The sequence below is a fragment of the Pseudomonas sp. S04 genome, assembly GCF_009834545.1.
In the GTDB taxonomy this organism is placed as follows: domain Bacteria; phylum Pseudomonadota; class Gammaproteobacteria; order Pseudomonadales; family Pseudomonadaceae; genus Aquipseudomonas.
The window spans coordinates 3,216,824-3,230,580 of sequence record NZ_CP019427.1; the positions used below are offsets into that span (position 1 = coordinate 3,216,824).

The 13,757-nt window shown below is 61.0% G+C and carries 13 protein-coding genes and 1 pseudogene; 4 read left to right on the plus strand and 10 right to left on the minus strand.

Features of this window, described 5'->3' with window-relative positions:
• Positions 1-102: 102 nt before the first annotated feature.
• From PspS04_RS14190 to PspS04_RS14205, 4 genes are read left to right on the plus strand one after another with little or no spacing between them, the layout of a single operon-like run.
• Positions 103-849 (plus strand): DUF2291 family protein, encoded by a 747-nt coding sequence (locus PspS04_RS14190; protein WP_159996035.1) that lies wholly within the window; start codon positions 103-105, stop codon positions 847-849.
• A 3-nt stretch (positions 850-852) separates the two neighbouring features.
• Positions 853-2,433, plus strand: coding sequence for a sugar ABC transporter ATP-binding protein (locus PspS04_RS14195; RefSeq protein WP_159996037.1), 1,581 nt, complete (start codon positions 853-855; stop codon positions 2,431-2,433).
• Positions 2,433-3,533, plus strand: a complete 1,101-nt coding sequence (locus tag PspS04_RS14200; RefSeq protein WP_162530205.1) for an ABC transporter permease — start codon at positions 2,433-2,435, stop codon at positions 3,531-3,533. The genes PspS04_RS14195 and PspS04_RS14200 overlap by 1 nt, the downstream gene beginning before the upstream one ends.
• A gap of 31 nt (positions 3,534-3,564) precedes the next feature.
• Complete coding sequence (locus tag PspS04_RS14205; protein WP_159996041.1) at positions 3,565-4,530, plus strand: D-ribose ABC transporter substrate-binding protein; 966 nt, start codon at positions 3,565-3,567, stop codon at positions 4,528-4,530.
• 40 nt (positions 4,531-4,570) lie between these two features.
• On the opposite strand, the gene PspS04_RS14210 is transcribed toward PspS04_RS14205, so the two are convergent.
• From PspS04_RS14210 to PspS04_RS14255, 10 genes and pseudogenes are all read right to left on the minus strand, one after another.
• On the minus strand, positions 4,571-5,617 hold the full coding sequence (locus PspS04_RS14210) for a Gfo/Idh/MocA family protein (RefSeq protein ID WP_159996043.1): 1,047 nt from the start codon (positions 5,615-5,617) through the stop codon (positions 4,571-4,573).
• Positions 5,618-5,704: 87 nt separating this feature from the next.
• Positions 5,705-6,574 carry a phosphogluconate dehydrogenase C-terminal domain-containing protein gene (locus PspS04_RS14215; RefSeq protein WP_159996045.1) on the minus strand — a complete coding sequence of 290 codons (870 nt, stop codon included), beginning with the start codon at positions 6,572-6,574 and terminating at the stop codon, positions 5,705-5,707.
• A 4-nt stretch (positions 6,575-6,578) separates the two neighbouring features.
• Positions 6,579-7,385, minus strand: a complete 807-nt coding sequence (locus PspS04_RS14220) for a sugar phosphate isomerase/epimerase family protein (protein ID WP_159996047.1) — start codon at positions 7,383-7,385, stop codon at positions 6,579-6,581.
• The gene (locus PspS04_RS14225; protein ID WP_159996049.1) at positions 7,370-8,173 is read right to left on the minus strand and encodes a triose-phosphate isomerase family protein; all 804 of its coding nucleotides are present in this window, start codon (positions 8,171-8,173) and stop codon (positions 7,370-7,372) included. Before PspS04_RS14225 ends, PspS04_RS14220 begins: the two co-directional genes overlap by 16 nt.
• A complete protein-coding gene (locus tag PspS04_RS14230) occupies positions 8,170-8,640 on the minus strand; it encodes a ribose-5-phosphate isomerase (protein WP_095170034.1) in 471 nt (156 codons plus the stop codon). The genes PspS04_RS14225 and PspS04_RS14230 overlap by 4 nt, the downstream gene beginning before the upstream one ends.
• On the minus strand, positions 8,633-10,396 hold the full coding sequence (locus tag PspS04_RS14235) for a dihydroxyacetone kinase family protein (RefSeq protein ID WP_159996051.1): 1,764 nt from the start codon (positions 10,394-10,396) through the stop codon (positions 8,633-8,635). Before PspS04_RS14235 ends, PspS04_RS14230 begins: the two co-directional genes overlap by 8 nt.
• A gap of 3 nt (positions 10,397-10,399) precedes the next feature.
• A complete protein-coding gene (locus PspS04_RS14240; RefSeq protein WP_237234912.1) occupies positions 10,400-11,773 on the minus strand; it encodes an MFS transporter in 1,374 nt (457 codons plus the stop codon).
• Between the two features lie 310 nt (positions 11,774-12,083).
• The gene (locus PspS04_RS14245) at positions 12,084-12,716 is read right to left on the minus strand and encodes a dTMP kinase (RefSeq protein WP_159996053.1); all 633 of its coding nucleotides are present in this window, start codon (positions 12,714-12,716) and stop codon (positions 12,084-12,086) included.
• 114 nt (positions 12,717-12,830) lie between these two features.
• A complete protein-coding gene (locus tag PspS04_RS14250; protein ID WP_095170030.1) occupies positions 12,831-13,049 on the minus strand; it encodes a DUF3079 domain-containing protein in 219 nt (72 codons plus the stop codon).
• A 246-nt stretch (positions 13,050-13,295) separates the two neighbouring features.
• A pseudogene (locus PspS04_RS14255) lies at positions 13,296-13,678 on the minus strand (c-type cytochrome).
• Between the last annotated feature and the right edge of the window lie 79 nt (positions 13,679-13,757).

The window sequence follows — 13,757 nt, forward strand, 5'->3', positions numbered from 1 at the left end:
TAGGAAAAAGACTCTACCTTGAACTGGTATGATGATGATATATAGTGATGACTGAACCTCCTAACAAGTACAAAAAAATCGCCTTGAGGCGAGGAGATCTGCATGGGCTTGACTGTATCCGGTAAACCTTCGGGGTTTTCCCGAGGCGTCCCAGCTGTTGCGATAGTGGCTGTCGTGGCTGCAGCGCTGGTGGCCACGACGTTGATTGGCGGCCCGCTCGTCAGCCTGCGCCCCCTTGATCCGGCCACCGGCCGAGTCGTACTCAACACGGCGCAGAGCGCCAACGCCAAAGGGCTCAACCAGAAATTCGCGATCAACAGTTTTAATCCCGAGCAGTTTGTCGAGCAGCAATGGGCCAGCGACGTGCAACCGGTGCTGGACAAGGACGCCGTCGACCTGCCAACCGTGCTCGCTGCCATCGCCGCAAACCCTGCTGATGCAGCCACACGTTTCGCCGTTCCCCATCCAGGCGCGACAAAAAACTTCGTGGTCAGCGGCACCGCGCGCGTTGCCGAGGCCAACCTGAAGTCACCCTTGGGGCTGCTCACGCTGGAGTTCCCCGACAACCCTGAGCTGGTCGGGCAAAAGATTCAACTGCTGACCGGCCCGTTAGTCATCAGCACTGCACTGCGCGATGTCGCCAGCAATATGTCGTTGAACGCATTTACCAACCAGACCCAATACGCCGACGTGGCCGCCGCCCTCAACAAGCAAGCATTGGCCCGTGCCTACGGGCAGGTTCCGGCCGCCAGCCTGGCAGGCAAGACGGTCACGTTCAGTGGTGTGTTCAACCTGCAATCGCCCACCACAATCCGCATCGTGCCCGTCAGCCTGACGGTGGAGGAGTAGCCGATGAACGCGCACTCCCCCGCCCTCACGCTAGCCATGCGCCTGCGGCAGATACGCAAGGTGTACCAGGGCACTACCGCGCTCAAAGGCGTGGACTTTGATGTGGTGCATGGCAAGGTCAATGTGCTGATTGGCGAGAACGGCGCCGGCAAATCGACGTTGATGAAAATCCTCGCGGGGATCGAGCAGCCAACTTCCGGGCAGATGTTCGCCGGCGAACAGGCATTGACGCTGAACAGTCCCCGCGAAGCCATGGCCCGTGGCATCGGTATCGTGCATCAGGAGCTCAACCTGTGCCCGAACCTCAGCGTTGCCGAGAACATGTTCATCGGCAAAGAGCGATGCACCCGCTTTGGTCGGGTCTTGCACGGCGAGCAGCGCCAATTGGCGCACGCCACCCTGCAGCGCATGGGCCAGGACATCGACGTCGATGCGCTGGTGCAGGATCTGAGCATCGGTAAGCGGCAGATCGTCGAGATCGCCAAAGTGTTGGTAAGTGATGTGCGGGTGCTGATCCTCGACGAACCCACCTCTTCGCTGAGCGAAGCCGAGGTCGGTATTCTGTTTTCGCTGATCACCGACCTCAAGCGTCAGGGCGTCTCGATCATCTACATCTCCCATCGCCTGGATGAACTGATCGAGATCGGCGACCACTTCACCGTCCTGCGCGACGGCCATCTGGTGGGCACTGGTGTGCGCGACGCCGTCACCGTCGACTGGCTGGTGGAGCGCATGATCGGCAGCCAGATGAACACTCAATTGCGCACTGGCACCGACCCTGCGGTGCATCAACTGGCACCTGTCGTACTGCGGGTTTGCGACCTGGAAGTGGCGAGCGATCAAGGTTCGCTGTTATTGAACAAGGTTTCGTTCAGCATACGACGCGGCGAGATCGTCGCGTTCTACGGACTGATGGGCGCAGGCCGCACCGAACTGTTCGAAACCCTGATCGGTCTGCGACGCGCCATCGGCGGACGCATCGAGATCAACGGCCAAACCCTGCCATTGGCGCAGGATATCGCCGGTCGCATACGCGCCGGTATTGCCCTGGTGCCCGAGGACCGGCAGAAGCTCGGGCTGGTTGCCAGCGCCAGCGTGCGCGACAACTTGTTGCTGGCCAATCTAACCCGCTACAGCCGCGCCGACGGTCTGGCTCGCCAGCCGATGGACGACGACGTGGCACGGATGATTCGCGAACTGCACATCAAGGCCGAGCATGCCGACGTCGCGATTTCTTCACTGTCCGGCGGCAACCAGCAGAAAGTCGTGGTGGGCAAGAACCTGCTTACAGAACCCCATGTGTTGCTGCTCGACGAGCCGACCCGCGGGATCGACATCAAGGCCCGGCGCGAGCTGTTCGAGGTGCTGGATCGCCTGGCGAAGAACGGCCTGACAATTCTCTATGCCTCCAGCGACCTGACCGAAATCATCGGTGGCGCAGACCGGGCACTGGTGATGTGTCAGGGCCGCATCACCGCCAATCTAACCCGCCAGCAACTGGACGAACCCACACTGGTGGGCTGGTCGCAAGTCTCGCGCAAGGACTCGACAGCCTTGGCGCCCACTGAAAAGGAAACTGCATGATGGCCGATTCTCTTTCCATGCCTGCCCGAAAATCTACCGCGTTGAACATGCGCTCCCTACCGTTGTTGCTGCTCCGACTGCGCGCCTACCTGGCGCTGGCGCTGCTGGTGGTGCTGTTCTCCTCCATTGCGCCGTCGTTCCTGTCGGCCCGTAACCTGGTCATCGTGACCGAGCAGGTGGCGGTGTTCGCAATCCTGGGTATCGGCATGACGTTCGTCATCCTTGCGGCCGGCATCGACCTGTCCGTTGGCGCAGTGGCGGGACTGGCCGCGATGGTCGCCGGCTACTTGATCACCGAGGGGCTGCGCCTGCCATGGCTGGGCGTCTCGGCGTTTTTCAGCATTCCGGTCGTGTGTATTCTGAGCCTTGCGCTGGGGACCCTGGTGGGCGCGGTCAACGGCTGGTTCATCACGCGCCTGAAAGTCACGCCGTTCATCATGACCCTGGGCATGCTGTACATGGCCCGTGGCGCGGCGCAACTGGTGTCCGGTGGAGCCACGTATGGCGACCTCACGGGCCAGGTCGAACTGAACAACAGCGGTTTCCTGCTGCTGGGCACTGCGCGGCTGTTGTCCGTGCCGGTGTCAATCTGGCTGATGATCCTGTTGACCCTGGTGGCCGTGTACATCAGCCGCAAGACCGTTTTTGGTCGCCAGGTGTTCGCCATTGGCGGCAACGAACGCACCGCCGAGCTCTCGGGCGTGCGGGTCAGTCGGGTGAAGATTGGCACCTACGCTATCTCCGGCTTCTGCGCCGCCCTGGCGGGGCTGATCATTGCCTCGCGCCTGGGCGCCGCCAACCCGGCCATCGCCACCTCCTACGAACTCAACGCTATCGCCGTGGTGGTGCTGGGCGGCGCCTCGCTGTTCGGGGGCGTAGGTACCATTGGCGGCACGATCATCGGTGCCTTTGTCCTCGGGGTGCTAAGCAACGGGATGGTACTGGTGGGTATTTCCGACTTCTGGCAGACCGTTATTACCGGCGCGGTGATCGTACTGGCCGTGGTGGTCGACCAATTGCAACGCCGTGTCGAAAAATCAAGCGCAGAACGCCAGGCCAAAGCCCAGGAAGACCGGGGTACGCCGAGCACCACTGCGTGACTTTCAATCACATAAAGGGATGACTACAACAATGAAAAAACTCTTCTCCCGTCAGTTGCTTTCCCTGGCCATGTTGTCCGCGTCGATGCTGCCGCTGGCGGCCACCGCCGCAGAATTCAAAACCTCGGATCATCTGATCGTGGTCATCACGCCGTCGCACAGCAATGCGTTTTACAAGGCCGAATCCGATACTGCCGTTGCGGCGGCCAAGAAGCTCGGTTATCGCACCAACGCGCTGGTGCATCAGGACGATCCGGACATCCAATTACGCCTGGTGCAGACCGCCATCGGCGACAACGCCTCTGCGATCATTCTCGACAACGCCGGTTCCGACGCCTCCATCGCAGCGGTGAAGCGTGCACAGGAAGCGAAGATTCCGGTGTTCCTGATCGATCGGGAAGTCAACGCCAACGGCATTGCCACGGCGCAGATCGTTTCCAACAACTCACAATGCGCGACGTCAGTTGCGGAATACTTCGCCGAGCAGGTCGGTTTCAAGGGTGAATATGTGGAGCTGATCGGGCGCACTTCCGATGTCAACGCCCATGTCCGCTCGGAAGGTTTCCATCGCGTGCTCGACCAGATCCCGGATTTGAAAATGGTCTCGCAGCAGTCAGCCAACTGGGACCAGACCCAGGGCTACAACGTCATGCAATCGATCATCCAGGCTCACCCGAACATCGTCGGCGTCCTGGCCGGCAACGACACCATGGCACTGGGCGCCGCCGCGGCGTTGAAGAACGCCGGCAAGGGCGAAGTGAAAGTAGTCGGCATCGACGGCAACCCCGATGTCGTCCGGCAGATTACCGGTGACGGCCCGATCATCGCCACCGGCCTGCAACAGGCGACGCAAATGGCGGCGATGGCCATGGAACAGGCCGATCAGCTTCTGCGCACCGGCAAGACCGACAAACCCGAGAAGCAATCGGTGGATTGCGTAATGGTCTCCAGAGACAACAGCAAGCAAGTGCGTGAGGGCGGATTCGGCATGCGCTGAGTGGCAAATGTCCCCATGCGGTGCGTGGGGACATCCCTGTTCAAGCAGCTACAAACCTGGCGGGCACCACCGTGGTTCCTCTGCTCGCAGATTCATACGCAGCCTCCACCAACGCCTGGGTGTTGAAGTTATCCGCACCCGAGGTCTCCGACTCCCGGTTGCCACGTCGATCAGCCAACCACTCACGCTGCAAGCGCAGCACGCTTTCCTGTATCGGCTGCCAGGGGGCATCACTCCAGGTAGGCGCATCCGGCGAGACATCCAGTGTTTCGACATTCCCCTGGGCGTCGTGGATCTGCAAGCGAAAGTCCGCCAGCAGGCGCAACGAGCCGCGATCGCCGTCCACCTCGAGCAGACTCTGCGGGAACGGGTCACTGGCCAGTTGGGTCGCATAGCTGAAGTCCACCACGCTGGTCGCCCCCTGCTCGTGCGCCAGAAGCACCGTCGCGACGTCCTCGCCTGCTATTGCGCCATTGACCCGACGGGTCTCGCAAGTCAGTCGCGAGACATCGCCAAACAACGCCCGGGCGATGTCCAGCACATGCACGCCGAGGTCCTCGATGATGAAGCGCGGAGCCTTCGCCAGATACGGTTGCAAGCGATAGACATCGAAGCCGCTGCGAAAGCTCACGCGGCCAAAAAAGGCGGTGCCGATCACCCCGCTGCGCAGCTGTTCGATCGCTGCCCGAACCGGCGCCTGCCACCGAAAATTCTCATGCACGGTCAAGCTCACACCCAGGGCCGCACAGGTGTCGATCATCAGCCGGGCATCGTCCAGCGTTGCCGCAAACGGTTTCTGGCAGATGATATCGACACCCGCCTCGGCGCCCATCAGCACCAGCGCCTTGTGCGCCGAGGTCGGTGTCGCGATGTCGACAAAATCCAGTTCCAACTCGCCCAGCATGGCCTGCGCATCGGTATAGGTTGCCGCGTCCGGCGCATGTTCAGCGAAGGCCGCTAGCCGTTGCGGGTCGCTGTCGCACAGGGCAACGATCTGCACGCCACTGAGGTCCTGCCAGGCGCGCAGCTGATTGAGGGCGAAAAAGCCACAACCGATCAGCGCACCACGCAACGGTGGACGGTCCATTGTTCATCTCCTTGGCTGCAGATAAAAAAAGACGCCCGGAGGTGTTCACCGCCCGGACGTCAAAAAGTACTTGGTTTTCAGTATGGATCAAGCCGCATCGGCTTTGCGCACTGCATCGATTTTCAACATGCGGGCAATGATCAGGTCGAGTTCTTTCTCGTCGAAGATCTTCTTCCAGTCCGGCTTGATGATCTTCTCGCGGCCATATTCCATGGCAATCATGCAGGCATCGGAGAATGGGTTGGTGCTGCGGAAGGACACCGCCAGCGCAATCTGGATATGGCCATAGAGCATGGCCTTGGCCGCCGCTTCAGGGACACCGATGCGGTTGATGGTCTCGTCCAGCGCTTCTTTCATGAAACTACCGACCATGCAGGCGACGGTTTCCACCAGCGTTGGCTCCAGATAGGCCAGTTGCTTGACGGTTACCCAATGCACTTCGCCAACCGGGCCGTACATTACCGCGATAATGTTGGCCAGTTCCGAGCGCTGCTTGTCGTTGCCGGTTTCAAACGCGGCGCAGACATCCTGCACCGCCGCGTTACCGCCGAAGGCATCGGCGTGTTCTTCCTTGGTGTAGCGCTCCAGAAATACCGAGGGATGGCAAGGGTGCGCCACGGCCTGGTGAATGCCATCGCGCTGGGCCAGCAGTCCGGCATAGGACGCCGCCGGGTCGAGGGTCAGCAGGATCGCGCCGCTCTTCATCTGTGGCACGACCTGTGCCGATACGGCTTCGAGGGCCACGTCCGGCACGGCCAAAATCACCACATCGGCCTGCGGCACGACATCGTTGGTGGCCGACAGGCTGCGCCCCGCCGCGACAATCTGCTCCTGAGCCTTGGGCGAGTTTTCGCAGTAGGCAACACTGTAATGGCTGCCTTGCAGGTTTTGCGAGATGCGCATGCCCATCTTGCCGCCGGCACCCACAATCGCAATTTTGTTGAGTTCGTATGTCATGGGGTCATTCCTCGGTTTGCTTTGTATTCAGGTAGTTCAGGTTATGTCGGGTCCACTGGTCTTCGAGCGCGCAGGTGGTGGCCGCGTCGAGTTGCCAGGGGAGCCAGTGTTCGATGATCTGGTTGATGTGCCGGCTGTTCGGTCGAACCTTGCCGCGCATGTAGGCGTAGTCCAGCAGGCCCTCGCCCATTGGGCATCCTGCGAAGGTAAAACCGACCCAGCCATCGCGCCGGGAAAAGGCGAAATCCTTGACGTGCAGGTTCAGTACCCGTTCCGCGGTCATGTCGATGACCTCGCGCGGATTTTCCAGCGCTGCCACGCAATTGCCGGGGTCCAGGCAGATACCCAGCCACGGGCTGTCGATACGTTCGACGACATCCAGTACGGTGCGCGTCGGCACTTGCTCGTAGGTCTCCAGGGCCAGCTTGACGTCCTGCTCGACGAACTGCGGCATTACCCTTTGCAGCAGTTCGAAGGCCTGTTCGGACGTCGGTTTCAGGCTGTTGCTGTTGAACATACTGCGCAACACGCGCACATCCAGGGCCTCGGCGATACTCAGGTACTTGCGCAGGTGTTCGGTGTCCAGGCCACGAGTACCCAGTTCCAGCACCAGTCCGAGGTCGTCGGCCTGGCGCCTGAGGTCGCCCAGCTCGCTGGCACTCAATGCTTCAAGCGCCTTGTAGTCGCAGATCTGGAATACCCCGGCGCCCAGCTCAGCGGTCTGCTGCAGCATTTGTGGCAGATACAGCGGTTGCGGGACGCGCTCGCTGGCACGCCAGAAGAACGAATAGGTACTCAGGCCGATTGCCATGATGCGCCCTCCATTTCACGGGCAGACGTAGGGCCGCAGAGCTTTGCCGCCTCGTCGAGAATCGATTGAAAAGCGCCTGGATCATGGGCGAAGCGCCCCAGGAACAGGCCGTCGACCTGGCCACCCAACTGGCTCAGTAATCCGGGGCCGGCGCTGCCGCCATAAATCACCCGAGTGCCGCTCCCGGCCACGGCATTGCGCAACGCCTGGCACACTTGACCGATGTACTCGGCGGACGCTGGTTGAGCCGCGCCGATGGCCCATTGCGGTTCGTAAGCGAGGATCAGCTCGCCGCTCAGACCGGCCTGGCGGGCCGAGGCCAATGCAGCATCGAGCTGTTGCAGACACACCTGCACCGCATCCTGTACCCGACCGTGACGTTCCTCGCCCAGGCACAGCACCGGGGTCAAGTCATTGCGCCAGGCCGCGGCGGTCTTGTCGGCAATCTGCCGATCGGTCTCGGCGAAGTACCGACGTCGCTCGGCGTGCCCGATCTCGGCGACGCTGCAGCCCATCTCACGCAACATCAGCGGACTGACTTCACCGGTGTAGGCGCCTTGATCTTCCCAGAACAGATTCTGCGCACCGACCCGGGCCAACCCGTCGAAGATCTCCAGCACAGGCGTCAACGTCGGGTGGCTGGGAATCACGAATACCTCGATCGCTGCGCTGCGCACATCGGCATGGGCGCTCAGTTGCCGGGCAATGGCCTGGCACCATTCCAGGGTTTGGCGATAGCCGAAATACATCTTCAGGCTGACACCGAGCGTGATGACGGGTGTGCTCATCGTGCGCTGACCCGCTCGTAATCGGTCAGGGTCTGGACCTTCTGCGCAGACGCCGAATGCTCGTCGAAGCGATAGGTCAGCCACTCCTTGAGCAGGCGCCGAGCCAACTCCAGGCCAATCACTCGTTGACCGAGCGTCAGCACCTGGGAGTTGTTGCTCAACACCGCGCGCTCCACCGAAAAACTGTCATGGGCGGTCACTGCGCGAACCCCCGGCACCTTGTTGGCGGAGATGGCCATGCCCAGCCCGGTGCCACAGATCAGCAGCGCACGGTCAGCCGCACCGGATGCGACCTTTTCCGCAGCCGCGATGGCCACCAGCGGATACGCGGTGTGGCTCTGGCTGTCGACGCCGACGTCTTCGATCAACTCGACATCCGGGTTGGCAAGCAGGTCGCGCTTGAGCGCTTCCTTGTATTCGTAACCGGCGTCATCCGAGCCGATGACGATGCGCAGTGGGTTATTCATGAACTGTCTCCTCGATACGACGGGGTGCCAGCGTGCCGGCCCGCAGGACGGGCTCGATGGCATTGATGATCAGGGAAAGCGACACGGCGCCGGCATCCGGTGTACCGAGGCTTTTTTCCGCCAGAGGGCGGGCGCGGCCGATACGTGGGCGCAGGTCGGCAGTGGCGGCCGCTGCCTCGGCAGCCACCTGAGCAGCCAGTTGCCAGGCGTGATGCAACTCCAGGCCGCGTGCGGCAGCCTCGCTCAGCGCTGAACTGAACGGCACCAGAACGTCAACCATGGTCTTGTCGCCCACCTGCGCCTTGCCAAAGTGCTGAATGCCGTCGCTCGCCTGGCGAATCCCTTGGGCCACTAACCTCGCGTCTGGATCCAGAACATCCCCAAGCGAGGTGCCAAGCGCGGTCAGCAGTACGCCCCAGATCGCCCCCGACGTCCCACCGGCCTGATCGGCCCAGGCATCGGCGGCCATGCGCAACAAGGTCCCGGCACCCGCCTCCATGGCCAGGACTTCGCCCGCCCTGCCCACTGCGGCGATGATTCCACGCTGCATGCCGATGCCATGATCACCGTCGCCGGCCACCGCATCGATACGGCCGAGTTCATCGACCTGTTCGATCAGCACTTTTTGCGCTGCCTCCAGCGCCTGCATGACGCAATGCGCCGAGCGCCGAGACTTGGTGCTGGAGGGTGGAATCACCGTTACCGCTACCACGGGCGCGTGCTCTTCGCTCAAGCGTTCGGCAACGCGGGTCACGCCCTTGCGATAAGCCGGGGTCGATGTCGGTGCGCACCAAAAGCCTTCCAGCTCCTCGTCCAGCCAGCACAGGGTCAGCGACAAACCCGCCATGTCGAAACTGGTGACCAGTTCACCCACTTCAGGCTCGACCACGGTCAGTCCGCTGGCTTCGAGTAGTTGCGCGACCCGCCGATAGAGCACGAACAGCTCTTCGTACTTGACGCTGCCAAGACCGTTGAGGATGACCGCGACACGCTGCCCGGCCACCTCGGTGATACCTTGCGGCAGCTCCTTGAGCAGCGACGAGACTAAAATCTCGGCTAGTTCATCGGCACTTGGCACCGGGCCTTCGCTAATCCCGGGTTCACCATGAATACCCATGCCCAGCGCCATCTGGCCCTGCGGCACGTCGAACAACGGATGGTCGGCGCCCGGCAACGTGCAGCCAGAGAACGCCACACCCAGCGAGCGGGTGCGAGCATTGGCATGCCGTGCAACACGCACCACAGCATCGAAGTCATATCCCGCCTCGGACGCCGCGGCCGCCGCCTTGAACACCACCAGGTCACCGGCAATGCCACGACGCTTGTGCAGCTCGTCACTGGAAGCGCTGGAGATATCGTCCGTGACCGCGATCACCTCGCAGCGGATGCCTTCGGCGTTCAATCGATCCTTGGCCAGGCCGAAATGCAGCACGTCCCCGGCATAGTTGCCATACCCCAGCAACACCCCACCGCCGGTCTGCGCGGCACGGGAGACAGCATAGATCTGCTGCGCGGAGGGCGAGGCGAACAGGTTGCCCATCACTGCCGCGTGGGCCAGGCCCTGGCCAACCAGTCCCGCGAACGCCGGGTAATGCCCCGAGCCACCACCGATCACCACGGCAACCGAACCCTCTTGAGAGCGGGTGCAGCGCATCACTCCGCCGGGCACCTGGCGTACTTTGTCGCGGTGCGCGGCGACAAACCCCTCCACCAGCTCACTGGTGAAGGCTGAAGGTTCATTGAACAAACGGGTCATTTCTTATTCTCCCTGGAGGACCTGTTGCGTAGCGGCCAGCGGTGCTGCATCGACAACCCGCCGCCGCGTGCCGAGCGCCACCATCAGCACCGCGGACATCAGCATCAGTGCGCCGACCACCATCATCGGAACCGCGTAGGTACCGGTGTAATCCTTGAGGGCGCCAGTGATGAAGCCCGCAGAGAAGCCCGCGACGTTGCCGACGGTGTTGATCAGTGCCACAGCAGCCGCAGCCGAGGCCCCGGTGAGGAACTGGGTCGGCAGCGTCCAGAAGTTGGGCAGCGCAGCGAAGATCGAGCAGGCGGTAATCGTCACCACGGCCACGGTGGCTGTCGGCGAGCCCATGGCCATGGCCAGCGGAATGCTCACTGCGCCGGTCAATGCGGGCAGCGCGATGTGCCAGGTGCGGCAGCCACGACGGGTCGCATCACGGGACCAGAGGTAGAGCACCAGAGCCGCCGGCAGATACGGAATCGCGGTGATCAGGCCCTTCTCGAATACCGTGAACGTGGTGCCGAACTGAGCCTGGAAACCGCCGATGATGGTGGGCAGGAAGAACGACAGCGCATACAGCCCGTAGATAAAGCCAAAGTAGATCAGGCACAGCATCCAGACTCGCCCGTTGAGCATTGCCGCGCGGACACCCATGTGGTGTGGGCTGCGACGAACATCGACGCGCTCGCGGTCGAGTTCGCCGACCAGCCAGGTTTTTTCATCGGCGTTCAGCCACTTGGCCTGGGACGGGTGATCGACCAGATAGAACCAGGCAATCAAGCCCACCACGATGGCCGGCAGCGACACCCCCAGGAACATTACCCGCCAGCCGGACAGACCGAACAGACCGTCATGGCCGATCAACCACGCGGCCAACGGTGCGCCGATGACGATGGTCAGCGGCTGGGCGAGATAGAACAGCGAGAGGATCTTGCTGCGATAGCGGGCAGGCACCCACAGGCTGAGGAACAGGATCGCTCCAGGGAAGAAGCCCGCTTCCGCGATCCCCAGTAAAAAGCGCAGGGTGTACAAGCCCTCGATACTGCTCACCCAGGTGAACAACAGCGAAACGATGCCCCACGACACCATGATCCGCGCCAGCCACTTACGCGCGCCGAACTTGTGCAGTGCGAGGTTGCTTGGCACTTCCAGCAGGATGTAACCGATGAAAAAGATCCCCGATGCCAGGCCGTACTGGATGACGCTCAGACCAAGGTCCTGATTCATGCCATTGGGTCCGGCGAAGGAAATCGCCGTGCGGTCGAGGAAGTTGATGAAAAACATCAGTGCCACGAAAGGCACCAGGCGCAGCGAGATCTTACGGATAGCCGATTGCTCGGCCGGAGATGCGGAGATGTTCTGCATTGCGGTTCTCCGGCTCATCTACAGGTCCTTTGGCAGGACTGGTGTGATGAGATGACGTTCTTATTAGGACCGCTGAAAGGCGGCGATCCAAACCTGGGCCTGGCTTCAGCAACGAAGCTCGAGGGCTTGGGCTAATTTCTAACACGGGGATTTTAATTTGTATACTGTGATGATGGTATGATCTCTATACCAGACCAAAAAAAGGCCTCATCGGCGCCCTAAGCGTGAGCAGCCAGCGCTATTTTCCGAGCCTTTTGCCATTCATCGGAACAGAGTCAACACGCAACGCCGAGGGTTCGCGCTGACAAAGCAAGCATCTGCCCAGGTGCTATGCACTAGCGTCTACAGAGCCGCGAAGGACCCTATGGATCTGCGCAACCACCTGCATCGTCGCTTCTTCGATCGTTCCTTCATTGCGGCACAAAGCCCAGCAGTGATCTGCAATCGCGCGCTCGAACGCCTGGGTACAAGCGACATGTTCTTCCAGCTTATGGATCACGGTACTGCTCAGCCCACGCTGGCGTGCCGCGGCCCTCGCCCATGAAACCTCTGGGTCGGTAACAACCCCGACATGCAGGTCTGGCACTTGCACGCCTCGATCAATGTTCAACTGCAGGATCTCTGCAAACGGGATCTGCCGGCGAAACGCGGCATCGGACGGGTACCAGCGATCGATCAGGATGATGCTGTCCTGTGGCTGTTTAGTCAGCACGTGCTGGGAAATCCAGCGGCGACTATCGGCAAAGCGCTGGCAAACCTCCCACTCCAGATCCCGTATGGGATTTCTGACGAACTGGTTTACCAGGGCCATGGTTTCACCCCTGTAGGGATCGCTTTTACTCTCGCAAAGTCGGATCACCTTTTTGTTGTCTGCCCGCAGTACTTTCGTAACGGCCTCCAACAGTGTGGTTTTACCGGTTCCCTTGGGCCCATCTAGAGAAACAAACAGCGGACGATTCATTCTTCACTAACGATTGATATACGGTTGTTTTGCCCGGTTCGTTCGCTGGAAGCGCTTGGCGCAACTAAAGCGAGTCGAGTGGAGGGAGCATATGAACAGGCGTGGATGAGCACTTTAACCCGGTTTCTGGGTATCTATCGGCTTGTCGTTCGTCATCAGGGGATCGATGCCCCAGTCACCAGGAAGATGCCAATCGTCGCCAAAAAGTTCGGCCGGATGCATCGTACGGTCAGAGCCATTGCCGCAGGCCAGGGACTTCGCCGGGCAATAGCGGTCGCACCCCCAACAGATCCGTTCGGGGTGCTTAGGGTTGATGGGGAAATTCTTAGCCATGCCGATCTCCGGTCATTGGGAGGCGTTCTTCCAACCTACAGCCCTTACGCAAATCCAATCTTGATACGCGTCAAGAATCGACGTCGGTGCCTGCGCGCACCTCCTTCGCAATCCTGGAGCTAAGCTAACGCCTGAATAGACTGGGGACGTCACTCATGCTCAATAAAAATCCTTTGTCAGGCGGTCATCCAACCCTATCGACTTGGGACGACCAGAACGCCGCGACATCTCTCGGTGACGAAGCGTTTACCGCACCGCCCGCCATGACCAACGCCGGTTTGGCGGCCAGCCATTGGTGTTGATTTTCGAACTCCACTTGAGGAACTCAGCGATGTCATCCACCTCCTGGTCACTTAACTTGAACTGAGGCATCGCGCGACGGCCCGGTATTCCCAGTGGCTGCATCTTCATCCAAGCGTGCAGGAAGGGTTTGAAACCCTCCTCTGCGCCGCGTCGCTGGAATACGTTGCCCAACTCGGGAGCAAGCAGGCGCCCTCCCCCAGCAGCGTGTGGCAGCCAATGCAATTGTTTTGCTCCCAGACCTACTTGCCGCGCTCGACCGATTCGGTTAAAAACGCCTCATTGCTGCGCTCTGGAAAGGTCTGTTCCGTGTGATAGGTCTGCCCGATGGCGTTTAATCAACGTGCGGCCTACCACCTTTATTCCTACGCAAATCACTTACAAGATCAGAGCCCTCGACAACCACCC

What these genes read in the sequence shown, in the direction of transcription:
- PspS04_RS14190 (WP_159996035.1), top strand. Translation starts at nt 103, where the DNA reads ATGGGCTTGACTGTATCCGGTAAACCTTCGGGGTTTTCCCGAGGCGTC.
- PspS04_RS14195 (WP_159996037.1), top strand. Translation starts at nt 853, where the DNA reads ATGAACGCGCACTCCCCCGCCCTCACGCTAGCCATGCGCCTGCGGCAG.
- PspS04_RS14200 (WP_162530205.1), top strand. Translation starts at nt 2,433, where the DNA reads ATGGCCGATTCTCTTTCCATGCCTGCCCGAAAATCTACCGCGTTGAAC.
- PspS04_RS14205 (WP_159996041.1), top strand. Translation starts at nt 3,565, where the DNA reads ATGAAAAAACTCTTCTCCCGTCAGTTGCTTTCCCTGGCCATGTTGTCC.
- PspS04_RS14210 (WP_159996043.1), bottom strand. Translation starts at nt 5,617, where the DNA reads ATGGACCGTCCACCGTTGCGTGGTGCGCTGATCGGTTGTGGCTTTTTC.
- PspS04_RS14215 (WP_159996045.1), bottom strand. Translation starts at nt 6,574, where the DNA reads ATGACATACGAACTCAACAAAATTGCGATTGTGGGTGCCGGCGGCAAG.
- PspS04_RS14220 (WP_159996047.1), bottom strand. Translation starts at nt 7,385, where the DNA reads ATGGCAATCGGCCTGAGTACCTATTCGTTCTTCTGGCGTGCCAGCGAG.
- PspS04_RS14225 (WP_159996049.1), bottom strand. Translation starts at nt 8,173, where the DNA reads ATGAGCACACCCGTCATCACGCTCGGTGTCAGCCTGAAGATGTATTTC.
- PspS04_RS14230 (WP_095170034.1), bottom strand. Translation starts at nt 8,640, where the DNA reads ATGAATAACCCACTGCGCATCGTCATCGGCTCGGATGACGCCGGTTAC.
- PspS04_RS14235 (WP_159996051.1), bottom strand. Translation starts at nt 10,396, where the DNA reads ATGACCCGTTTGTTCAATGAACCTTCAGCCTTCACCAGTGAGCTGGTG.
- PspS04_RS14240 (WP_237234912.1), bottom strand. Translation starts at nt 11,773, where the DNA reads ATGAGCCGGAGAACCGCAATGCAGAACATCTCCGCATCTCCGGCCGAG.
- PspS04_RS14245 (WP_159996053.1), bottom strand. Translation starts at nt 12,716, where the DNA reads ATGAATCGTCCGCTGTTTGTTTCTCTAGATGGGCCCAAGGGAACCGGT.
- PspS04_RS14250 (WP_095170030.1), bottom strand. Translation starts at nt 13,049, where the DNA reads ATGGCTAAGAATTTCCCCATCAACCCTAAGCACCCCGAACGGATCTGT.